Raw genomic sequence first — 22,162 nt, 5'->3', positions numbered from 1 at the left:
ACTCCGTCAGAAGGACAGGCCGCTTTCGCGTGCTGCCTCGGCGAGGGCTTTTACCCGACCGTGGTAGCGATAACCGCTGCGGTCAAAAGCCACCTCGGTAATCCCCAGACCTTTGGCCTTTTCTGCGACGCGCTTACCGATGAGGGCCGCGCTATCGGTACTACCACCGTTTTTGATGGTACCACGCACATCTTTCTCCAACGAAGACGCCTGGGTAAGCACCCGCCCCTGGGCATCGTCGATGATTTGCGCGTAGATATGCTTGCCGGAACGATAGACCGCCAAACGCAGCTTGCCCTGTCCGGCGATGCGGGCGCGGGTCTTTTTGGCCCGACGCAACCGACTGATATTCTTGTCCATTGCTGATCCCCTCACTTCTTCTTGGCTTCTTTGCGCCGGACTTGCTCACCGGCATAGCGCACGCCCTTGCCCTTATAAGGCTCCGGCGGCCGATACGCGCGGATATCCGCCGCCACCTGCCCGACCATCTGCTTATCCACGCCGCGGATGACGATTTCCGTCTGCGTCGGCGTCTCGATAGTGATCGACTCCGGGACCGGATACTCGACCGGGTGGGAAAATCCGAGACTCAGGCCCAGCGTCTTACCCTTGGCCTGCGCTCGATAGCCGACGCCGATGATTTCCAGCTTGCGCTCAAAGCCCTGGGACACGCCATGGACCATATTGGCCAGCAATGCACGAGTAGTGCCCGCATGATGCACGACATCCTCTTGCCAATTGATACTCGCTCTGTCGCCCTCGACGTGAATTTCGACACCGTTTTGCAGGGCCATGGCGAGCTGCCCCTTGGGGCCCTTCACCGTGACTTGACCGGCGTCGATGCGAACCTCGACGCCCTTGGGCAAACTGACTGGTTGTTTCGCTACGCGTGACATGCTTCCCCCTTACGCGACGACGCAGAGCACTTCGCCGCCGATACCCTCGGCTCGCGCGGCGCGGTCGGTCATGATACCGCGCGACGTGGAGACGATGGCGATACCATAGCCGTCGCGCACCCGTGGCAGCTCTTGCGCACCGCGGTAAATACGCACACCGGGACGACTGATCCGCCGAATCTCGGAGATCACCCCTTCCCCTGCATAATACTTCAAGGTAATCCGCAGGCTGGGATGACCGGCAAGGATATCGTCTGCGACTTCCGCGATGTAGCCTTCGTCCAGTAATACCCGAGCGATCGCCCGTTTCAGCTTGGACGCTGGGATCTGGACAGAATTCTTGCCCACTGCCTGCGCGTTACGAATGCGCGTCAGCATATCTGCGATAGGATCTGTAATGCTCATCTTTCCCTCACCAACTGCTCTTCACGATGCCGGGGATGTTGCCGGCCGAAGCATGCTTCCGCAGGCAAAGACGGCACAGTCCAAACTTGCGATAGTAACCATGGGCGCGCCCGCAAAGCTGGCAGCGGTGGTAGGCGCGTACGCGAAATTTCGGCGCCCGCGCTGCCTTGGCGATCATCGATTTCTTTGCCATAACTCTGCTCTCCTCAGGCGCGGAACGGCATTTTGAAAGCCTTGAGCAAACCCAGGGCCTCCGCATCGTTCTTGGCAGTGGTCGTAAAGGTCACGTCCATTCCTCGCAGTCGGTCGATTTTGTCGTACTCGATCTCCGGGAAAATGATCTGTTCCTTTACCCCCATCGAATAGTTTCCCCGGCCATCGAAAGATTTCGGCGACAGGCCGCGAAAATCCCGGATGCGCGGGATGGCAATACTCACCAGGCGATCCAGAAATTCGTACATGCGCTCACCACGCAAGGTCACCATGCAGCCAATCGGATAGCCGTCACGAATCTTGAAGGCCGCAACAGACTTCCGCGCTTTGGTGACGATCGGCTTCTGGCCAGCGATCTTGGTCATATCACCAACGGCAGCTTCGAGCACCTTCTTGTCGCCGACTGCCTCACCGACCCCCATGTTGATGGTGATCTTCTGCAGGCGCGGAACCTCCATGACGCTCTTGAAACCGAACTCCTGAATCAGCCGCGGTACGATCTGATCCTTGTATACTTTTTGCAACCGTGCTTCCATTTCTACCTGCCCCCTCAATGCTTCGCCAGCTGTTCGCCGTTGCTTTTGAATACGCGAACCTTGCTGCCATCGGCGAGGAACTTGAAACCAACGCGGTCGGCCTTACCCGTAGCCGGGTTGTAAATCGCGAGCTTGCACAACTGCACCGGCGCTTCCTTCTCTACGATGCCGCCACCGTTACCCATGCGATCCGGGCGTTGATGCCGCTTGATCATATTCACTTTTTCCACGATGGCGCGGTCTTCCTCGGGCAACACGTGCAATACCTTGCCACGCTTGCCCTTGTCCTTACCGCTGAGCACCACCACTTCATCGTCTTTGCGAATCTTGCTCATGCTCAACTCCTACAACACTTCGGGCGCGAGCGAAATGATCTTCATGAAATTGGCGCCACGCAGCTCGCGGGTGACCGGGCCAAAAATACGCGTGCCAATCGGCTGCAACTGGTTGTTGAGCAGCACCGCAGCGTTGTTGTCGAAGCGGATCACCGAACCGTCCTCGCGCCGAACGCCCTTGCGGGTACGCACAATGAGGGCATTGTATACATCACCCTTCTTGACTTTACCGCGCGGTGCTGCGTCCTTGATGCTGACCTTGATGACGTCGCCAATATCCGCGTAGCGCCGGTGCGAGCCGCCGAGAACCTTGATGCACATCACCTCGCGGGCGCCGCTGTTGTCCGCCACGGCTAGCCGACTCTGCATTTGAATCATGATGCGACTCCTTCCGCAATGGCATGCCCAACTACCGACACCAGGCGCCAAGTCTTGGTCTTGGAAATCGGCCGGCATTCTTCGATGCGCACGGTATCACCGATCTGGCAACTGTTGTCCTGATCGTGAGCGTGGAATTTCTTCGACCGCCGTATGTACTTTTTGTACAGGGGGTGCTGGATACGACGTTCGACAAGGACGACAATGGTCTTATCCATCCGATTGCTGACCACGGTGCCCACCAGACTCCGAGGATTCTGTTCTGTGCTCATTGGCTCACCTTCGCCTTCTTCGTGATCTCGGTACGTATCCGTGCTATATCGCGACGCACGCCGCGCAGGCGGGCGCTGTTCGCCAGCTGCCCGGTGCCATGTTGCATACGCAGTTTGAATTGCTCTTCGAGGAGCGCAAGCAACTGGGTCTGACACTCAGACGCCGATAGCTGGCTCAAGTCTTGTCCTTTCATCCCATCACCCGCCGTTCTACCACAATGGTCTGCACCGGCAGTTTGGCAGCTCCGAGCCGCAGGGCCTCGCGTGCTACCTCTTCCGTTACACCTTCCATTTCATACAAAACCTTACCGGGCTGAATCAACGCCACCCAGTATTCCGGGTTTCCCTTACCCTTACCCATACGCACTTCCGCTGGCTTTTTGCTGATCGGCTTGTCGGGGAAGATCCGCACCCAGATCCGTCCACCACGGCGCACATGACGGTTGATGGCTCGCCTGGCGGCCTCGATCTGCCGCGCCGTGACGCGCCCGCGCGTCGTCGCTTTGAGACCATACTCACCAAAGCTCACTTTGCTGCCGCGCGTGGCGAGGCCGCGATTACGACCCTTGTGCTGTTTGCGAAACTTGGTCCGTTTTGGTTGCAACATCACCGCTCTCCTTACTTCTGCGCGGCAGCAACGCTAGCTGCGCTGCTCCATTCGAGAATTTCGCCCTTGAAGATCCAGACCTTGACGCCGATAATCCCATAAGTCGTCTTGGCCTCGGCGAAGCCGTAGTCGATGTCTGCGCGGAGGGTATGCAGAGGAACGCGTCCCTCGCGGTACCACTCGGTCCGCGCGATCTCCGCACCGCCCAGGCGCCCAGCACAGTTGATCCGCATCCCTTGGGCGCCAAAACGCATCGCGTTGGTAACGGCACGCTTCATTGCCCGGCGGAACATGACTCGCCGCTCCAACTGCTGAGCCACGTTCTCGGCGACCAGCTGGGCATCCAGCTCTGGCTTGCGAATCTCTTCGACGTTGACGTGCACTGGAATCCCCATGCGCTTTTGCACTTCCGCACGCAGATTCTCAATATCCTCGCCCTTCTTGCCGATGACCACCCCGGGTCGCGCCGTGTGCAGCGTGATACGCGCACTGCGCGCGGGCCGCTCTACGGTGATATCGGAGATCGCCGCACCACTCAGGCGCTTGCGAATGAAATCACGGATACGGATGTCTTCGAGTAACTTATCTTTGAAATCTGCTTTTCCGTACCAGCGCGAGTTCCAATTCTTAATGATTCCCAGACGCAGTCCGATTGGATTCGTTTTCTGACCCATAGTTTCCTCGCTTACTGTTCGGCTACGACAATGGTGATGTGGCTGGTGCGCTTCAAAATCCGCGTGCCGCGCCCCTTCGCGCGGGCAGCGAAGCGCTTCAACACCGAACCGCCGTCGATCATGATCGATTCGACCACCAAGGCATCGACATCGGCGCCTTCGTTGTTCTCGGCATTGGCGATGGCGGACTCCAAGCATTTGCGAATCGGCAAAGCCGCCTTTTTCTGGGTAAAACGCAGGATATCCAACGCCTTATCCACCGGCATTCCGCGCACCAGGTCAGCCACCAGGCGAGCCTTTTGCGGCGACATCTGCAATCCTTTCAATACTGCCGTTGATCTCATCTCCGTGTCCTCAACGCTTGGCTTTCTTGTCGGCTACGTGGCCCTTGAAGGTCCGGGTCAGGGCAAACTCGCCGAGCTTGTGCCCCACCATGTTCTCGTTGACCACAACGGGTATGTGCTGTTTTCCGTTATGCACGGCAAAGGTCAAACCGATAAAATCGGGCGTAATGGTGGAACGACGCGACCAGGTCTTGATCGGCTTGCGACTATTGCTCGCCTGAGCTTCCTGGACTTTTTTGTCGAGATGCTGGTCCACGAAAGGACCCTTCTTGATGGAACGTGGCACGACGAATTCCTCTCCCCTGATCAGGACTTCCGGCGGCGGACGATCATGCCGCTGGTACGTTTGTTGCGACGGGTACGATACCCCTTGGTCGGCTGCCCCCAGGGCGACACCGGGTGACGCCCACCCGAGGTGCGACCCTCACCACCACCGTGTGGGTGATCGACCGGGTTCATGGCCACGCCGCGTACCGTGGGACGGATACCCCGCCAGCGGGTGGCACCGGCCTTGCCCAACTGCCGCGTCCCATGCTCGTCGTTGCCGACAACACCCAATGTGGCGCGGCAGGATACATGAATTTTGCGCACTTCACCAGAGCGCAAGCGAATCTGCGCGTAGTCTCCCTCACGCGCCATCAGCTGCGCGGAGGCGCCAGCCGAACGGGCAATCTGCCCGCCCTTGCCAGGACGCAATTCGATATTGTGGACCACGCTACCTACCGGAATCTTGCGCAGCGGCATACAGTTACCGGGACGCACCGGCGTCTCTTCGCCAGAGATCAGGGTGTCACCAGCGGACACGCCTTTGGGAGCGAGGATATAACGACGCTCACCGTCGGCGTAACAGAGCAGGGCCAAATGGGCGCTGCGGTTGGGATCGTATTCGATCCGCTCCACCTTGGCAGGTATGTCATTCTTGTTACGACGAAAATCAACCAAGCGATAATGCTGACGATGTCCACCACCGGCATGCCGGCGCGTCACTCGTCCATTGTGGTTGCGACCGCCAGTGTGTGCTTGACTGGAGGTCAACGCTTTGACCGGAGCGCCTTTGTGCAGCTCCGGATTGACCACCTTGATGACGAAACGACGTCCAGCGGAGGTCGGTTTGGTTCGTACGAGAGCCATGTTTATCCCCTATCTCTCTCAGGCAATGCCAAGGTCGATGCTGTTGCCTTCGGCAAGACGCACGTAGGCTTTCTTCCAGGAAGAGCGACGCCCAGCATGGCGTCCCATACGCTTCGCCTTACCCGCGTAGTTCAGTGTCTGTACGGACAGTACATTGACTTGGAACAGCCGTTCGACCGCGGACTTGATCTCGCTCTTGGTGGCGTCACGCGCGACCCGGAAAGCGTACTGATTTGCTGCCTGGGTCTGCATGGTGCTTTTCTCGCTCACGATCGGCGCAAGCAAGACCAGAAACTGACGTTCGTTATTCATCCATACACCTCCGCAAACTTGTTGGCGGCGGCGGCGTCCATCAACACTCGCCCGTATCGCAGGAGGTCTGCGGGACCTACATCCTGCCACTCGGCCAAGCCGACGTGCGGAAAATTCCGCAGCGACAAAAAGAAATTGATCGGGGCTTCTGCCAACACTACCAGCACGTCATCACCACCTGCGGCTTGCAACCAAGTCCGTCCGTGCTTGGCCTTGGGTTCGGCAAAATCTTCTGCGGCGATGATCTGTAACCGATCCTGCCGAAGCAACTCCGCCAGCGCACTGCGCATGGCACCGGCCCACATTTTCTTGTTGACCTTTTGTTTGTAACTTTGCGTCACGCCAGGGAAGGCGCGGCCACCGCCGCGCCAGATGGGACTCCGGATACTGCCCGCACGCGCACGACCGCCACCTTTCTGTTTCCAGGGCTTGCGACCGCCGCCGCGAACGGCGGCACGATTCTTCTGCACCGCTGTACCGCTGCGCAGGCCCGCCAGTTGCGCGACCACCACCTGATGCAGTAACGCTTCGTTGTAGGGCGCGTCGAACACGGCGTCCGCCAGCTCTATCTTATCGCCCTTGCCACTACTGATATGAATGCTTTCTACTTCCATCGTCGTGCTCCCGTTTACCCGCGCACGGTGGGACGCAGTACAACATCCCCCTCGTTAGCGCCGGGCACACTGCCCTTAATCATCACGAGACGCCGCTCGACATCGACACGTACGACCTCGAGATTCAGAGTCGTTACCCGCTCGTTGCCCAAATGCCCGGCCATCTTCTTGCCTTTGAACACCCGACCGGGAGTCTGACGACAACCAATGGAGCCCGGGGCCCGGTGGGATAGCGAATTACCGTGGCTGGCGCGATTACTGCGAAAGTTGTGACGCTTGATGGCACCCGCAAAACCCTTACCCTTGCTGATACCCGTCACGTCAATCCGCTGTCCCACCGTAAACATGTCCAGCGACAGCTCTTGTCCAGCTTGATAAGAACCGGACTCATTCAGCCGAAACTCACGCAAAAAACGGCGCGGCTCAACGGCGGCCTTACGGAAATGTCCGGCCATTGCCGAGCTCAAACGTTGTGGCCGGACACTACCTACACCGACCTGGATCGACTCATACCCGTCGCCGTCTTTGCTCTTTACCTGGGTCACGACGTTTTCTGCGACGTGGATAACGGTAACCGGAACCACCTTGCCACCCTCGCCAGCCACCCGCGTCATACCGATCTTGCGACCTATCATGCCGATCGTCATTATTTTCTCCTTACAGCTTGATCTCTACATCGACGCCCGCCGCAAGGTCGAGCTTGATGAGCGCATCGACGGTCTTGTCGTTGGGGTCAAGAATATCCATGAGCCGCTTATGAGTGCGTTGCTCGAACTGGTCACGGGCATTTTTGTCCACGTGCGGCGAACGCAGCACGGTGAAGCGCTCGATCTTGGTGGGCAGCGGAATCGGACCACAGACCCGCGCGCCGGTGCGGCGCGCAGTCTCGACGATCTCCGCGGCGGAGATGTCGAGCATCCGGTAGTCGTAAGACTTCAGGCGAATACGAATCTTGGAACCTTCCATCACTCCACCACCTTCGAAACGACGCCGGCGCCGACGGTACGGCCGCCTTCGCGCACCGCAAAACGCAGACCGTCTTCCATCGCGATCGGGGCGATCAGCGTGACCTTGAACTGTACGTTGTCTCCCGGCATCACCATCTCCACGCCTTCCGGCAGATCAACCGCTCCCGTCACGTCCGTGGTACGGAAGTAAAACTGCGGTCGATAGCCATTGAAAAACGGCGTGTGGCGACCACCCTCTTCCTTCGACAAGACGTACACTTCGGCTTCAAACTTGGTGTGCGGCTTGATGGTACCCGGCTTCGCCAGGACCTGCCCACGCTCCACTTCGTCCTTCTTGGTGCCGCGCAGCAAGACGCCAACATTGTCTCCCGCCTGCCCCTGATCCAGAATCTTGCGGAACATCTCGACACCCGTCACCGTGGTCTTGGTCGTCGGACGAATACCCACAATCTCGACTTCCTCACCAACCTTGACCATGCCGCGCTCAATACGCCCCGTCACTACCGTACCACGACCGGAAATACTGAAAACGTCTTCAATCGGCATCAGGAAGGTCTTGTCCACCGGACGCTCGGGCATCGGAATGTAGCTGTCCATCGCGTCCGCCAACTTGAAAATCGCCGGCTCGCCAATGTCACTCTGATCCCCTTCCAGGGCCTTCAGCGCCGAGCCAATCACCACCGGAATGTCATCACCCGGGAACTCGTACTTGGACAGCAGCTCGCGCACTTCCATCTCGACCAGTTCCAGCAACTCGGCGTCATCTACCATGTCAGCCTTGTTCAGGAATACAACGATGTACGGCACGCCCACCTGACGCGCCAACAGGATGTGCTCGCGGGTCTGCGGCATCGGGCCATCAGCAGCCGAGCAGACGAGAATCGCGCCGTCCATCTGTGCAGCGCCGGTGATCATGTTCTTGACGTAGTCGGCGTGCCCAGGGCAGTCCACATGCGCGTAGTGACGGTTCGCCGTCTCATACTCCACATGCGAGGTCGCAATCGTGATGCCGCGCGCACGCTCTTCCGGCGCGTTGTCAATCTGATCATAGGCCCGAATCTCGCCACCAAACTTCGCCGACAATACCTTCGTCAGCGCCGCCGTCAGCGTGGTCTTGCCGTGATCCACGTGACCAATCGTTCCCACGTTTACGTGCGGCTTCGTCCGCTCAAACTTTCCTTTGGACATGACTACCTTCTCCCGTTACAACTCAGCGCTGACTTTTCTTGACGACGGCCTCGGCAACATGCCCAGGCACTTCCATATACTTCTCGAACTGCATACTGTAAGTGGCTCGCCCCTGCGACAGGGATCGCACCGTGGTGGCATACCCGAACATCTCTGCCAGCGGGACTTCGGCCTTGATGATCTTGGCGCCTGCCTCATCATCCATACCTTGCATCACTCCGCGGCGACTATTGATGTCGCCAATGATGTCGCCCATGTACTCTTCCGGCGTCACCACTTCCACTGCAAAGATGGGCTCGAGCAACACCGGGTTTGCCTTGGCGGCACCTGCCTTGAAGCCCATGGATCCAGCGATCTTGAACGCCGCCTCGGAAGAGTCGACGTCATGATAGGAGCCATCGAAGATGGTAACCTTGACATCCACCACCGGAAAGCCGGCGACTATACCACTTTCCAAAGCCTCTTGCACACCCTTTTCGGTTGGCCCGATGTATTCTTTAGGGACCACACCGCCGACTACCGCGTTTTCGAACAGAAAGCCTGAACCGGGCTCGAGTGGCTCAAGACGCAACCAGACGTGGCCGTACTGACCACGACCACCGGACTGCCGCACGAACTTACCCTCGGCCTCGACAGACTTACGAATCGTTTCGCGATAAGCCACCTGTGGCGCACCTACGGTCGCCTCGACGTTGAATTCGCGCTTCATACGGTCGACGATGATCTCCAGATGCAGCTCCCCCATACCAGAGATGATAGTCTGACCGGATTCCTGGTCGGTGCGCACCCGGAAGGAGGGATCCTCTTGGGCCAATTTGCCCAGCGCGATACCCATCTTCTCCTGATCACTCTTGGTCTTGGGCTCTACCGCCACGTGAATGACCGGCTCAGGGAATTCCATCTGCTCCAGGATGATGGTCTTATCCATATCACAGAGGGTATCGCCGGTGTATGCCGTTTTCAGACCCACAGCCGCGGCGATGTCGCCGGCCAGCACTTCCTTGATTTCCTGCCGTTCATTGGCATGCATCTGCAGGATGCGGCCGATGCGCTCGCGCTGTCCGCGTCCTGGGTTATAGACCGTGGATCCTGCATTGAGTACGCCGGAATACACGCGGAAGAAGGTGAGCTGTCCGACAAAAGGATCCGTCATGATCTTGAACGCCAACGCCGAGAACGGCTCCGTATCACTGGCAGCACGACTCATATCAGCGCCGGTATCGGGATCCGTCCCCTTCACGGCCGGGATGTCGACTGGCGAGGGCATGTAATCCAGAACTGCGTCCAACATGGCCTGCACGCCCTTGTTCTTGAACGCACTACCACAAAGCACCGGAACGATTTCGCTGGCAATTGTCGCCTTGCGCAGGGCAATCTTGAGCTCGTCAATGGAAATCTCCTCGCCCTCGAGGTATTTCATCATCAACTCTTCATCGGTGTCGCAAATCGCTTCCACCATCACATGATGCGCTGCCTCAGCGGCTTCCTGGAGGTCGGCAGGGATCTCTTCTTCGACAAAGGTGGTGCCTTGGGTCGCGTCGTCCCAGTTGATCGCCTTCATCTTCATCAGATCGATCACACCACGGAAGCGCTCTTCCTCACCAATCGGCAGCTGGATGGCCACGGCGTTGCCTTTCAGCTTGCTGCGGATCTGTTCCACCACGCGCTGAAAATTGGCACCCTGGCGGTCCATCTTGTTGACGAAGGCCATGCGTGGCACGCCATATTTGTTGGCCTGCCGCCATACGGTTTCCGACTGCGGCTGCACGCCGCCAACAGCACAGAATACGGCGACGGCGCCGTCGAGCACACGCAGAGAGCGCTCGACTTCGATGGTGAAATCGACGTGTCCGGGCGTATCGATGATGTTGATACGATGCTCGGCACGCTTGGCATCCATACCCTTCCAGAAACAGGTGGTCGCCGCGGAGGTGATAGTGATGCCACGCTCCTGCTCCTGCGCCATCCAGTCCATGACCGCTGTACCTTCGTGCACCTCACCGATTTTGTGGGAGACACCGGTGTAGAACAGGATGCGTTCGGTAGTAGTGGTCTTACCAGCATCAATGTGGGCCATGATGCCGATGTTACGATAACGTTCGATGGGGGTTGTGCGCGCCACGAATGAGTCCTTGCGATTGCGAAGCGAAAAGGGTTACCAGCGGAAGTGCGAGAATGCCTTGTTGGCCTCGGCCATACGATGCGTCTCTTCCCGCTTGCGAACGGCGTTTCCACGATTTTCCGCTGCCTCGAGAATCTCCGCTGCCAGGCGATTGCCCATGGACTTCTCATTCCGCTTGCGCGCGGAGTCGCGCAGCCAGCGCATAGCCAACGCCATTCGGCGATCGCTACGGATTTCGACCGGCACCTGGTAGGTGGCACCACCAACACGCCGGCTTTTGACTTCCACTACCGGACGCACGTTGTCCAAAGCCTTGCGGAAGATCTCCATGGCATCTGCCTTGCTCTTCTCGGCGACGATATCCAGGGCGCCATATACAATCTTTTCGGCGACACTCTTTTTGCCATCGCGCATGAGGACGTTGGCAAATTTGGCAAGGACTTCTTCCTTATACTTAGGATCCGGCAACACGATCCGCTTGGGCACTTCTCTACGTCTTGGCATCTCTCTACTCCTTGGAATCCGGAACCCTTACTTGGGCCGCTTGGCGCCGTACTTCGACCGTCGCTGCTTGCGATTCTTGACGCCAGCGGTGTCGAGGGTGCCGCGAATGATGTGGTAGCGAACACCCGGCAGATCCTTCACGCGTCCACCGCGGATCAGAACGACAGAGTGCTCCTGCAAGTTATGCCCCTCACCCGGTATATAGCTACTGACTTCGTAACCGTTCGTCAGACGCACACGCGCAACTTTCCGCAACGCAGAATTGGGCTTTTTCGGCGTGGTGGTGTACACGCGGGTACAGACACCCCGCTTCTGCGGATTAGCCTCTAGGGCGGGTACCTTGCTCTTGGCCACCGGAGCCTTGCGCGGCTTGCGGACCAACTGGTTCAGTGTGGGCATACCTTCTCCAAAAACGAAGGGCGGCTCGTCACCTGCCGCCAATGAGAGCGCGCATTTTATGGACGCGCGCCCGAACTGTCAAGAAAGATCAGGGCACTGCGAAGTCTCGTTCAGCTGGCAGCGACCGTTTCCGTCTCGCTCTCGCTGCCACCGTCGAACAGACTCTCGCCACGATTGCGGCGACGGCGGTGCTCGTGATAAGCAAGCCCAGTGCCCGCAGGCACCAGACGACCAACAATCACGTTCTCCTTCAGGCCACGCAGATCATCGACCCGACCAGAAACCGCGGCCTCGGTGAGAACGCGGGTGGTTTCCTGGAAGCTGGCCGCAGAGATGAAGGACTCCGTGGACAGACTCGCCTTGGTGATACCGAGCAGCATCGGCGTGAAACGCGCCGGCTCCTTGCCCGCTGCTTCGAGGGCGGAATTTTCTTCCTCTACCCGGGCCCGATCGACCTGATCGCCAGTAATGAAACTACTGTCACCGGCATGGCTGATCTCTACCTTACGCAGCATCTGTCGCAGGATGACTTCGATATGCTTATCGTTGATACGCACACCCTGGAGGCGATAGACATCCTGGACCTCGTCAACGATGTAATTGGCCAATGCCTGCACCCCCAGGACACGGAGAATGTCGTGCGGCACCGGCTGCCCTTCCACCAAAGGTTCCCCGGGGCTGACTCGCTCACCTTCGTAGACGGTGACGTGACGTCCCTTGGGAATGAGGTACTCGTGGGTATCGCCATTTTCGTCGGTGATCAGCAAGCGCTGCTTGCCCTTGGTATCCTTACCAAAACCGACAATACCGTGGTGCTCGGCAATAATGGCATAATCCTTGGGACGCCGGGCTTCGAAAAGCTCGGCCACACGCGGCAAACCACCAGTGATGTCACGGGTCTTACTGGTGCCTACTGGCAGACGCGCCAGGGTGTCGCCCGGCTGCACCTGCGTACCATCCTGGACGGCGATGATCGCACGCGGTGGCAGGTAGTAACGCGCAGGAAGATCCGTTCCCGGCAACTTGAGATCCTTGCCCTTGGCATCCTGTAGAAGGACCACGGGACGCAGATCGCGGCCGCTGGCCGGACGCTGTTTGGGATCGATCACTGCCTGGGTGCTCAGGCCGGTGATGTCGTCGGTCTGGGAGATGACGCTCTGGCCCTCGATGGCATCCTGCAGTGAGATCGTACCCGCGATCTCGCTGACAATGGGGCGCGTATGTGGATCCCACTCGGCAATCCGCTTGCCAGGCGTTACCGCCTCGCCATCCTGGACTAGGATGGTGGCACCATAAGGCACCTTATAGCGTTCCTTTTCCCGGCCTTGTTCGTCAGTGACGGCAATTTCGCCATTACGGCCGACGACCACGTGGCGCCCGCTGGGGTGCTCCACTGAGCGCAAGCTGCTGTGGTAGCGAATCAAGCCACCCTGCTTGATGTCGATGCTGCTCTGCGCCGCGGCACGACTTGCCGCGCCACCGATGTGGAAAGTCCGCATGGTCAGCTGAGTGCCGGGCTCACCAATGGACTGCGCCGCGATCACACCCACCGCTTCGCCTGCATTGACCAGGTGGCCGCGCGCCAGATCGCGTCCGTAGCAAAGGGCACAGACCCCATAACGCGATTTACAGGTCAGGGGAGACCGCACCTTGAGGGCATCCACACCCAGTTCGTCGAGCTGCCCAAGCAGCTGCTCGGTAAGCAAGGTATTCCGCGGAATGGCAACCTCACCGGTGTTCGGATGCAAAATATCCTCCGCCGTCACCCGCCCGAGCACGCGCTCGCGCAACGCTTCGACCACCTCACCGCCCTCCACCAGGGCCATCATCGGCAAACCTTCCTCGGTGCCGCAGTCATGCTCGACCACCACCAGATCCTGGGTCACGTCTACCAGACGACGAGTAAGATACCCGGAGTTGGCGGTTTTCAGGGCGGTGTCGGCGAGGCCTTTCCGCGCGCCGTGGGTGGAAATGAAGTACTGCAATACGTTCAGCCCTTCGCGGAAATTCGCGGTGATCGGCGTTTCGATGATCGAGCCATCCGGCTTGGCCATCAATCCGCGCATACCGGCCAGCTGGCGTAACTGCGCCGCCGATCCACGCGCGCCGGAGTCGGCCATCATGTAGATGGAGTTGAAGGAGACCTGCTCGGTTTCCTTGCCATCGGGCAGGGTGACCTTTTCCTTGCTCACCCGGTCCATCATCGCCTTGGCGACCTCTTCGGTGGCGCGCGACCAGATATCGACCACCTTGTTATAGCGCTCGCCTTCGGTAACCAGACCAGAGGTGTACTGATCCTGGATGGTCTTCACCTCATCCTCGGAGCGTGCCAGGATGACGTCCTTTTCTGGCGGCGTGACCATGTCGCCGGCGCCGAAGGAGATGCCAGCGCGGGTCGCCATGCGATAACCGGTGTACATGAGTTGATCGGCAAAGACGACCGTGTCCTTGACCCCAAGGGTGCGGTAACAGGTGTTGATCAGTTCGGCGATAGCCTTCTTTTTCAGCACCCGATCGATCACCGCGAACGGCAAGCCTTCGGGCAGGATGTCGCTGAGCAGGGCTCGGCCCACCGTGGTTTCGATGCGTTCGCCACGGAAACGCATGGTGATGCGCGCGTGCATACCGACCTCGCCGTTGTCGTAGGCGCGGCGCACCTCGGCACTATCGGCAAAGCGCATCCCCTGCCCCTTGGCGTCGAGACGTTCCTGGGTCATGTAGTACAGGCCCAGCACGATATCCTGGGATGGGACGATGATCGGATCGCCGTTGGCCGGGCTGAGGATGTTGTTGGTGGACATCATCAGCGTACGTGCTTCGAGCTGCGCTTCGAGAGAAAGCGGTACGTGCACGGCCATCTGGTCACCGTCAAAGTCGGCGTTATAGGCAGCACAGACCAACGGATGCAACTGGATGGCCTTGCCCTCAATCAGCACCGGCTCAAATGCCTGGATACCCAGACGGTGCAGAGTGGGCGCACGGTTGAGCATGACCGGATGTTCGCGGATCACCTCTTCGAGAATATCCCAGACCTCCGGCTTTTCGGCCTCCACCAGGCGCTTCGCCGCCTTGATCGTGGTCGCCAGTCCGCGCTCTTCCAGTTTGTTGAAGATATAGGGCTTGAACAGTTCCAGCGCCATCTTTTTCGGCAAGCCGCACTGATGCAGGCGTAACTCCGGGCCCACAACGATCACCGAACGACCGGAGTAGTCGACACGCTTACCGAGCAGGTTCTGCCGGAAACGGCCCTGCTTGCCCTTGATCATGTCGGCCAGGGACTTGAGCGGGCGCTTGTTCGGACCGGCAATGGCGCGTCCGCGACGACCATTGTCGAGCAACGCATCTACCGCTTCCTGCAACATGCGCTTTTCATTGCGTACGATGATGTCCGGAGCCTTCAGCTCGAGCAGGCGCTTGAGGCGGTTGTTACGATTGATCACCCGCCGGTAGAGATCGTTCAGGTCCGAGGTCGCAAAGCGGCCGCCGTCCAAGGGTACCAGCGGACGCAGATCCGGTGGCAGCACCGGCAGGACTTCGAGAATCATCCACTCGGGTCGGTTACCAGAGCTGACGAAGGACTCGAGGATCTTCAATCGCTTGGCCAGCTTCTTGGTCTTGGTGTCGGAGTTACTGGCGAGAAGCTCCTCGCGAATCTGCTCGATCTCGCTTTCCAGCGGGATACCCTTGAGCAGTTCCCGGATGCCTTCTGCGCCCATCATCGCGCGGAATTGATCACCATACGCTTCCAGGGCATCGAGATACTGATCCTCGCTGAGAATCTGTCCGCGCTGCAGGTCCGTGACCCCGAGATCGACATCGATAACCACATAGGCCTCGAAATACAGGACCCGCTCGATATCCCGCAAGGGCATATCCAGGATCATGCCCATGCGGCTGGGCAGAGACTTCAGGAACCAGATGTGCGCCACTGGGCTGGCCAGCTCGATGTGCCCCATGCGCTCGCGACGCACGCGCGCCTGCGTGACTTCCACACCGCACTTTTCGCAGACCACGCCACGGTGCTTGAGGCGTTTGTACTTACCGCAAAGACACTCGTAGTCCTTGATTGGACCAAAGATCTTGGCACAGAAAAGGCCTTCGCGCTCGGGTTTGAAGGTCCGATAGTTGATGGTCTCCGGCTTCTTGACTTCGCCGTAGGACCAAGAGCGGATCTTGTCCGGCGACGCAATGCCAATACGGATGGCATCGAATTCTTCCTGCCGATCGTTCTGCTTGAAAAGCTTGAGGAGGTTATTCAAGTGACTCTTCCTTATCCGAAGCCTGCGGATACCTTAGACCGATTGTTCCAGTTCGATGTCGATGGACAGCGACCGCAGTTCCTTCAACAACACGTTGAAGGACTCCGGCATTCCCGCGTCCATGCGGAAATCACCCTTGACGATGGATTCATACATTTTGCTGCGCCCGGAAACGTCATCGGATTTGACCGTGAGCATCTCTTGCAGGGTGTAGGCGGCGCCGTAGGCCTCCAGGGCCCAGACCTCCATTTCCCCGAAGCGCTGGCCGCCAAACTGCGCCTTACCGCCCAGGGGCTGCTGTGTGACCAGACTGTACGGCCCAGTAGAGCGGGCGTGCATCTTGTCATCGACCAGATGGTGCAGCTTGAGCATGTACAGGTAGCCCACGGTGACGGGACGGTCGAAGGCTTCGCCACTGCGGCCGTCGTAGAGGGTGACTTGGCCATTCCGCGGCAGGCCGGCGAGTTCGAGCATATCGCGAATGTCTTCTTCGCTCGCACCATCAAATACTGGTGTCGCCATGGGTACGCCATTGCGTAGGTTCTGAGCCAGTGCCAGCACCTCGTCATCGCTTAGGCTGCCGATGTCTTCTACCTTACCCGTGCGATTGTAGATTTCCGTCAGAAATCCGCGCAGCTCGGCCATCGCCCGCTGCTGATCAAGCATTTCCGCAATGCGTCGTCCCAGACCCTTGGCTGCCCAGCCCAGGTGGGTTTCGAGGATCTGCCCGACGTTCATACGCGAGGGCACGCCGAGGGGATTGAGGACGATATCGACAGACGTCCCATCAGCCAGGTAGGGCATGTCTTCCACCGGTACGATCTTGGAGACTACACCCTTGTTGCCGTGGCGACCGGCCATCTTGTCGCCGGGCTGCAACTGCCGCTTCACGGCCACGTGCACTTTGACCATCTTCAGCACACCCGGGCTCAGATCATCACCCTGGGTCAGCTTCCGCCGCTTCTCTTCCAGAACCGCATCCAGGCGTTCGCGCTGCTGCTCGAGCTGGGCGCGGATCTGCTCCAGCGCCTCGTTACTCTCCTCACTGCGCAGGCGAATATCGAACCAGCGGTCCCGCGCCAACTCCTTCAGATAGGTCTTGGTGATCTTTGCCCCGGCCGCAAGACCCGCAGGACCACCCTCGGCCACCTTGCCGAGCAACAGGCGTTCGATCCGCTGATAGGTATCCGCCTCGAAAATGCGGTACTCATCCTGCACGTCTTTGCGAATCTTCTTGAGCTGTTCCTCTTCGATCGCCTTGGCCCGCGCGTCTTTGTCGATGCCATCGCGGGTGAAGACCTGCACGTCGATGACGGTGCCATACATACCCGCCGGCATGCGCAGGGAATTGTCCTTCACGTCCGAGGCCTTCTCGCCAAAGATTGCGCGCAGGAGTTTCTCCTCGGGAGTCAGCTGCGTCTCCCCCTTGGGGGTGACCTTGCCGACGAGGATGTCGCCCGGGCCAAGCTCCGCGCCGATCACGACAATACCGGAGTCATCCAGATGGCGCAGGGCGCCTTCGGAGACGTTGGGAATGTCGCGGGTAATCTCTTCCGGCCCGAGTTTCGTGTCCCGGGCATAGACCGGGAACTCCTCGATATGGATGGTGGTATAGCGATCTTCCGCCACCACGCGCTCGGAAATGAGGATGGAGTCCTCGAAGTTGTAGCCGTTCCAGGGGGTAAAGGCGACCAGAATGTTCTGTCCCAGGGCCAATTCCCCCAGTTCCGTACTCGGGCCATCTGCCAGAACGTCTCCCCGCGCAACCTCATCGCCAACGCGTACGATCGGCTTCTGGTTGAGGGTGGTATTCTGGTTGGAGCGCGAATACTTCACCAGGTTATAGATATCTACTCCCGGTTCCCCAGGCTGCGTTTCGTCGTCATTGACGCGCACAACGATACGCGCACCGTCGACACTATCGACGACGCCACCACGACGAGCGGTAATGGCCGCACCAGAGTCGATGGCAACGACCCGCTCCATACCGGTACCCACCATCGGGGCATCGGAACGCACGGTAGGCACCGCCTGCCGCTGCATGTTCGAGCCCATGAGCGCGCGGTTGGCGTCGTCATGTTCCAGGAAGGGAATGAGGCTCGCCGCCACGGAAACGATCTGCCGCGGGGAGATATCCATGAGCTGTACCTGATCCGGCGCTACCAACAATGTCTCGCCCTTGTTTCGGCAGGAGACGAGCTCGTCCAGCAGGTGATTGTCCGGGCCCAGCGGCGAGTTCGCCTGGGCGATGACGTAGTCACCTTCGTCGATGGCGGAAAGGTAGATCACCTCATCCGTGGCCTGCCCGTCGATCACCTTGCGATAAGGGGTCTCCAGAAAACCGTAGGCGTTGGTGCGCGCAAAACAGGCGAGACTGTTGATGAGACCGATGTTGGGTCCTTCCGGCGTCTCGATCGGGCAAATGCGCCCATAGTGGGTAGGATGCACGTCGCGCACCTCGAAACCGGCACGCTCACGCGTCAAACCGCCCGGTCCCAGGGCCGAGACACGGCGCTTGTGAGTGACTTCGGAGAGCGGGTTGGTCTGATCCATGAACTGCGAAAGCTGGCTCGAGCCGAAAAATTCATTGACCACCGCCGCAATCGGTTTGGCATTGATCAGATCCTGCGGAGTCAGTCCCTCGCTCTCGGCTAGCGCAAGACGATCCTTGACCGCCCGCTCGACGCGTACCAGTCCGAGACGGAACTGATTTTCCATGAGTTCGCCGACAGAGCGTACCCGCCGGTTCCCCAGGTGGTCGATGTCATCGATCTCGCCGATACCATTGCGCAGATCCACCAAGACCTTCATCACCGCAATGATGTCCTCGTTGCTCAGCACCCCCGCGCCGGTAATTTCTTCCCGGCCGACACGGCGATTGAACTTCATCCGTCCCACCTGCGAGAGGTCGTAGCGCTCGGGGCTGAAGAACAATCCCTGGAACAGGGTCTGCGCAGAATCCTTGGACGGTGGTTCACCCGGGCGCATCAAACGATAGATCTCGATCTGCGCCTCATGGGCATCCCGCGCGGTATCGATGCGCAGGGTCTCAGAAATGTACGGACCGCGATCAACTTCGTTGATGTACAGGGTTTCGATATGCAATGGCGCAGTTTGGCGCAGCTTTTTCAACGCCTCGTCATCGATCAGATCGTTGGCCTGGAGCACGAGTTCGCCGGTGGCTTCATCCACCAGATCCCGGGCGAGGACCTTGCCTAGCAAAAACACTTCCGGCACTTCCACCTCGATCGCGTCACCGATCTCTTGGAGTTGCCGCACATGGCGGGCGGTAATGCGCTTACCCTTGGCGATGATGATCTCGCCGGTCTTGGGATGAGCAACATCGAAAACGGCAATGTCGCCCTGCACGCGGCTGGGCCGCAGTTGGTAGAAGATCTGCGCGCCTTCGATGCGGAACTCTTCGGTATCGAAGAACATCCCCAGGATATCTTGGGTACCATACCCAAGAGCCCGCAACAGCGTCGTTGCCGGCAGCTTCCGACGTCGGTCGATGCGTGCGTAGAGGTGATCCTTCGGATCAAACTCAAAATCGAGCCAGGAACCACGGTAAGGAATGATGCGCGCATTGAAGAGCAATTTCCCGGACGAGTGGGTCTTGCCGGCATCATGGGCAAAAAACACGCCCGGCGACCGATGCAACTGCGACACGATCACCCGCTCGGTGCCATTGATGATGAAAGAGCCATGCTCAGTCATCAACGGCAGCTCACCCATGTATACGTCCTGTTCCTTGACGTCCTTGATGCGCTTCGCTCCCGTGCTATCGTCCTTTTCATAGAGCGCCAGACGCAGGCGTACGCGCAGGCCGGCGCAATAGGTAGCGCCGCGTTGATGACACTCCATGACATCGAAGACCGGACGTTCGAGACGATAACTGACATAGTCCAGTCGCGCATTGCCAGAATAGCTCTCCATGGGGAAGAGCGAGCGGAATACCGCTTCGAGGCCCGTATCGCTGCGCGCCGCAGCGGGAGTTTCAGCCTGGAGAAACTCGCGATAAGAATCCATCTGGGTCGCCAACAGGTAAGGCACCGGAAGGATACTTTGGCTGTTACCAAAGTCTTTACGAATCCGTTTCTTTTCCGTAAAAGAGTAGGCCATGAGTGCTCCGCGCGATAGTCGCTAGATTACGAACCAAAAAGACGGCATGCCGCCAATAATGAGGGGCTGACGACCAAAGGTCGCCAGCCATGTGGGGCAGAGACAGGAAATCTTACTTGATCTCGGCCTCGGCACCCGCTTCCACCAACTGCTTCTTGATGTCTTCCGCTTCCGCCTTGGCAATACCTTCCTTTACCGGCTTCGGGGCTCCATCCACCAGGTCCTTGGCCTCTTTCAGACCCAGACCGGTAATGGCACGCACCACCTTGATGGTATTCACCTTGTTGGCACCAGCGTTGGTCAGGATGACGTCAAATTCCGTCTGCTCCTCCGCTGCAGCAGCCGCTTCGCCAGCGCCGCCCGCAGCGGCACCCGGGGCAGCCACGGCAACCGCAGCGGCGGATACGCCAAACTTCTCTTCCATGTCCTTGATCAGCTCGGAGAGCTCGAGGACGGTCATGCCAGCAATGGCATCCAGAATTTCTGCTTTTGATAAGGCCATGATCTTATTGCTCCTAAAAATGAATTACGCTGCTTGATCGCGCACAGCCGCGAGGGTGCGGACGAAACGCCCGGGAACCTCGTTGAGGGTACGCACAAAGGTAGAGATGGGTGCCTGCATGGTTCCCATGAGCTTGGCCAGCAATTCTTCCCGCGAGGGCATCTTGCTGAGCTGCTGGAGCGCCTTCGCATCCATCAACTTGGCTCCCAGGGCGCCACCGGTAATGACGAGCTTGTCGTTGCCTTTCGCAAAGTCTGTCAGGACCTTGGCCACGGCCACGGGGTCTTCGCTGGCCGCGAAAACCAGGGGACCGCTGAGCAACGGGTTCATCACCGCAAAGTCGGTGTCTGCCAATGCACGTTTGAGAAGGGTGTTCTTCACCACCTGCACATGCACTGACTGCTTGCGCGCCGCAACGCGAAGCGCCGTCATCTGAGCGACGCTCAGACCCCGGTACTCGGCTACCGCCATCGCTTGCACATTCGCCAACTTTGCTTGCAGGGCAGCAACTACTTGCTCTTTATCAGCGAGTTTGAGACTCACGGTTTGCTACCTCCAGTTGGACAGAGGCGGCCAGAAATTCCTGGCGCGCCGTCGCCTACGCAGGGTATGGGTTTGAGGCCGAGGCCCCCTGCGGTCTTTGAACGCCGGCTTGCGCCGACACATCCCGCCAAAATGGCAGAATTCCTCTCTACAGCCCGGCGGGATCCACGGCGACGCCGGGACCCATGGTCGGGTTGACACTGATCTTGCGAATATAAATACCTTTACTGGTGGCCGGCTTCGCCTTCTTCACGCTGTCGAGCAGAGCAAGGAAATTGGCATGCAGATCCTCTACCGAGAAAGACGCCTTGCCGATACTGCTGTGGACGATACCACCCTTATCAGCGCGGTAACGGACCTGACCGCCCTTGGCGTTTTGCACCGCCGTGCGAACGTCGGCGGTTACCGTGCCAACCTTCGGATTGGGCATCAAACCACGCGGGCCCAGCACCGGACCGAGGGCGCCCACCACGCGCATGGCATCCGGGGTGGCGATGACCACATCAAAATCCATCTGCCCCGCCTTTACCTGCTCGGCAAGATCTTCCATGCCCACCAGATCGGCTCCCGCCTCTTTGGCTTCGTTGGCCTTTTCCCCGGTGGCGAAGACCGCTACGCGCATCGTCTTGCCAGTACCCTTAGGGAGCACGACCGCGCCGCGGACCACCTGATCTGACTTGCGCGGATCAATGCCGAGACCAATGGCGACATCCACCGATTCCGGGAATTTGGCGGTGGCGGTCTGCTTTACCAGAGCCAGCGCTTCTTCGAGGTTATAGCGCTGGCTGCGGTCGATCAAGGCACGCGCCGCAATGATACGCTTCGATTTCTGTGCCAT

27 protein-coding genes are annotated in these 22,162 nt (G+C 59.0%); all 27 read right to left on the bottom strand.

Annotated elements, in window-relative coordinates; translation table 11 throughout:
- Positions 1 to 6: 6 nt before the first annotated feature.
- Complete coding sequence (gene rplR / locus MQE22_RS01995; protein WP_215871579.1) at positions 7 to 360, bottom strand: 50S ribosomal protein L18; 354 nt, start codon at positions 358 to 360, stop codon at positions 7 to 9.
- 11 nt (positions 361 to 371) lie between these two features.
- The gene (rplF, locus tag MQE22_RS01990) at positions 372 to 896 is read right to left on the bottom strand and encodes a 50S ribosomal protein L6 (protein WP_215871580.1); all 525 of its coding nucleotides are present in this window, start codon (positions 894 to 896) and stop codon (positions 372 to 374) included.
- A 9-nt stretch (positions 897 to 905) separates the two neighbouring features.
- Positions 906 to 1,301, bottom strand: a complete 396-nt coding sequence (rpsH, locus tag MQE22_RS01985) for a 30S ribosomal protein S8 (protein WP_215871581.1) — start codon at positions 1,299 to 1,301, stop codon at positions 906 to 908.
- 7 nt (positions 1,302 to 1,308) lie between these two features.
- A complete protein-coding gene (locus MQE22_RS01980) occupies positions 1,309 to 1,494 on the bottom strand; it encodes a type Z 30S ribosomal protein S14 (RefSeq protein ID WP_215871582.1) in 186 nt (61 codons plus the stop codon).
- A gap of 13 nt (positions 1,495 to 1,507) precedes the next feature.
- Positions 1,508 to 2,050: a 50S ribosomal protein L5 gene (rplE, locus tag MQE22_RS01975; RefSeq protein ID WP_215871583.1), complete on the bottom strand. Its 543-nt coding sequence runs from the start codon at positions 2,048 to 2,050 to the stop codon at positions 1,508 to 1,510.
- 14 nt (positions 2,051 to 2,064) lie between these two features.
- Positions 2,065 to 2,385 (bottom strand): 50S ribosomal protein L24, encoded by a 321-nt coding sequence (rplX, locus tag MQE22_RS01970; RefSeq protein ID WP_215871584.1) that lies wholly within the window; start codon positions 2,383 to 2,385, stop codon positions 2,065 to 2,067.
- A gap of 9 nt (positions 2,386 to 2,394) precedes the next feature.
- On the bottom strand, positions 2,395 to 2,763 hold the full coding sequence (gene rplN / locus MQE22_RS01965) for a 50S ribosomal protein L14 (RefSeq protein WP_215871585.1): 369 nt from the start codon (positions 2,761 to 2,763) through the stop codon (positions 2,395 to 2,397).
- Positions 2,760 to 3,035 carry a 30S ribosomal protein S17 gene (gene rpsQ, locus MQE22_RS01960; RefSeq protein WP_215871586.1) on the bottom strand — a complete coding sequence of 92 codons (276 nt, stop codon included), beginning with the start codon at positions 3,033 to 3,035 and terminating at the stop codon, positions 2,760 to 2,762. Before rpsQ ends, rplN begins: the two co-directional genes overlap by 4 nt.
- Entirely contained in the window at positions 3,032 to 3,229 is a 198-nt protein-coding gene (gene rpmC, locus MQE22_RS01955) for a 50S ribosomal protein L29 (RefSeq protein ID WP_215871587.1), read from the bottom strand. The genes rpsQ and rpmC overlap by 4 nt, the downstream gene beginning before the upstream one ends.
- Positions 3,226 to 3,642, bottom strand: a complete 417-nt coding sequence (gene rplP, locus MQE22_RS01950; RefSeq protein ID WP_215871588.1) for a 50S ribosomal protein L16 — start codon at positions 3,640 to 3,642, stop codon at positions 3,226 to 3,228. The genes rpmC and rplP overlap by 4 nt, the downstream gene beginning before the upstream one ends.
- A gap of 11 nt (positions 3,643 to 3,653) precedes the next feature.
- Positions 3,654 to 4,316 (bottom strand): 30S ribosomal protein S3, encoded by a 663-nt coding sequence (rpsC, locus tag MQE22_RS01945; RefSeq protein WP_215871589.1) that lies wholly within the window; start codon positions 4,314 to 4,316, stop codon positions 3,654 to 3,656.
- 11 nt (positions 4,317 to 4,327) lie between these two features.
- Complete coding sequence (rplV, locus tag MQE22_RS01940; protein WP_215871590.1) at positions 4,328 to 4,660, bottom strand: 50S ribosomal protein L22; 333 nt, start codon at positions 4,658 to 4,660, stop codon at positions 4,328 to 4,330.
- A 10-nt stretch (positions 4,661 to 4,670) separates the two neighbouring features.
- On the bottom strand, positions 4,671 to 4,946 hold the full coding sequence (gene rpsS / locus MQE22_RS01935; RefSeq protein ID WP_215871591.1) for a 30S ribosomal protein S19: 276 nt from the start codon (positions 4,944 to 4,946) through the stop codon (positions 4,671 to 4,673).
- Positions 4,947 to 4,966: 20 nt separating this feature from the next.
- A complete protein-coding gene (gene rplB / locus MQE22_RS01930) occupies positions 4,967 to 5,791 on the bottom strand; it encodes a 50S ribosomal protein L2 (protein WP_215871592.1) in 825 nt (274 codons plus the stop codon).
- Between the two features lie 18 nt (positions 5,792 to 5,809).
- Entirely contained in the window at positions 5,810 to 6,103 is a 294-nt protein-coding gene (gene rplW, locus MQE22_RS01925) for a 50S ribosomal protein L23 (RefSeq protein ID WP_215871593.1), read from the bottom strand.
- On the bottom strand, positions 6,100 to 6,717 hold the full coding sequence (rplD, locus tag MQE22_RS01920) for a 50S ribosomal protein L4 (protein WP_215871594.1): 618 nt from the start codon (positions 6,715 to 6,717) through the stop codon (positions 6,100 to 6,102). Before rplD ends, rplW begins: the two co-directional genes overlap by 4 nt.
- A gap of 14 nt (positions 6,718 to 6,731) precedes the next feature.
- Positions 6,732 to 7,364 carry a 50S ribosomal protein L3 gene (rplC, locus tag MQE22_RS01915; RefSeq protein ID WP_215871595.1) on the bottom strand — a complete coding sequence of 211 codons (633 nt, stop codon included), beginning with the start codon at positions 7,362 to 7,364 and terminating at the stop codon, positions 6,732 to 6,734.
- Between the two features lie 10 nt (positions 7,365 to 7,374).
- Positions 7,375 to 7,683, bottom strand: a complete 309-nt coding sequence (rpsJ, locus tag MQE22_RS01910; protein ID WP_215871596.1) for a 30S ribosomal protein S10 — start codon at positions 7,681 to 7,683, stop codon at positions 7,375 to 7,377.
- A complete protein-coding gene (tuf, locus tag MQE22_RS01905) occupies positions 7,683 to 8,873 on the bottom strand; it encodes an elongation factor Tu (RefSeq protein WP_255790042.1) in 1,191 nt (396 codons plus the stop codon). The genes rpsJ and tuf overlap by 1 nt, the downstream gene beginning before the upstream one ends.
- Before the next feature lie 22 nt (positions 8,874 to 8,895).
- Positions 8,896 to 10,995 (bottom strand): elongation factor G, encoded by a 2,100-nt coding sequence (gene fusA / locus MQE22_RS01900; RefSeq protein ID WP_215871763.1) that lies wholly within the window; start codon positions 10,993 to 10,995, stop codon positions 8,896 to 8,898.
- 33 nt (positions 10,996 to 11,028) lie between these two features.
- On the bottom strand, positions 11,029 to 11,499 hold the full coding sequence (gene rpsG, locus MQE22_RS01895; protein WP_215871764.1) for a 30S ribosomal protein S7: 471 nt from the start codon (positions 11,497 to 11,499) through the stop codon (positions 11,029 to 11,031).
- Between the two features lie 27 nt (positions 11,500 to 11,526).
- Positions 11,527 to 11,898 carry a 30S ribosomal protein S12 gene (rpsL, locus tag MQE22_RS01890; protein WP_215871765.1) on the bottom strand — a complete coding sequence of 124 codons (372 nt, stop codon included), beginning with the start codon at positions 11,896 to 11,898 and terminating at the stop codon, positions 11,527 to 11,529.
- Positions 11,899 to 12,008: 110 nt separating this feature from the next.
- Positions 12,009 to 16,157, bottom strand: a complete 4,149-nt coding sequence (gene rpoC / locus MQE22_RS01885) for a DNA-directed RNA polymerase subunit beta' (RefSeq protein WP_215871766.1) — start codon at positions 16,155 to 16,157, stop codon at positions 12,009 to 12,011.
- Positions 16,158 to 16,190: 33 nt separating this feature from the next.
- Positions 16,191 to 20,279 carry a DNA-directed RNA polymerase subunit beta gene (gene rpoB, locus MQE22_RS01880; protein ID WP_215871767.1) on the bottom strand — a complete coding sequence of 1,363 codons (4,089 nt, stop codon included), beginning with the start codon at positions 20,277 to 20,279 and terminating at the stop codon, positions 16,191 to 16,193.
- 112 nt (positions 20,280 to 20,391) lie between these two features.
- The gene (gene rplL, locus MQE22_RS01875) at positions 20,392 to 20,781 is read right to left on the bottom strand and encodes a 50S ribosomal protein L7/L12 (RefSeq protein ID WP_215871768.1); all 390 of its coding nucleotides are present in this window, start codon (positions 20,779 to 20,781) and stop codon (positions 20,392 to 20,394) included.
- Positions 20,782 to 20,805: 24 nt separating this feature from the next.
- Positions 20,806 to 21,324 carry a 50S ribosomal protein L10 gene (gene rplJ / locus MQE22_RS01870; RefSeq protein ID WP_215871769.1) on the bottom strand — a complete coding sequence of 173 codons (519 nt, stop codon included), beginning with the start codon at positions 21,322 to 21,324 and terminating at the stop codon, positions 20,806 to 20,808.
- A 148-nt stretch (positions 21,325 to 21,472) separates the two neighbouring features.
- Positions 21,473 to 22,162: a 50S ribosomal protein L1 gene (gene rplA, locus MQE22_RS01865; protein ID WP_215871770.1), complete on the bottom strand. Its 690-nt coding sequence runs from the start codon at positions 22,160 to 22,162 to the stop codon at positions 21,473 to 21,475.

Origin of the sequence: Acidithiobacillus sp. YTS05, from assembly GCF_024396695.1 — a bacterium.
Taxonomy (GTDB): Bacteria; Pseudomonadota; Gammaproteobacteria; order Acidithiobacillales; family Acidithiobacillaceae; genus Igneacidithiobacillus; species Igneacidithiobacillus copahuensis.
Note: the sequence above shows the minus strand (reverse complement) of the source record. Positions and strands in the feature narration are given on the sequence as shown.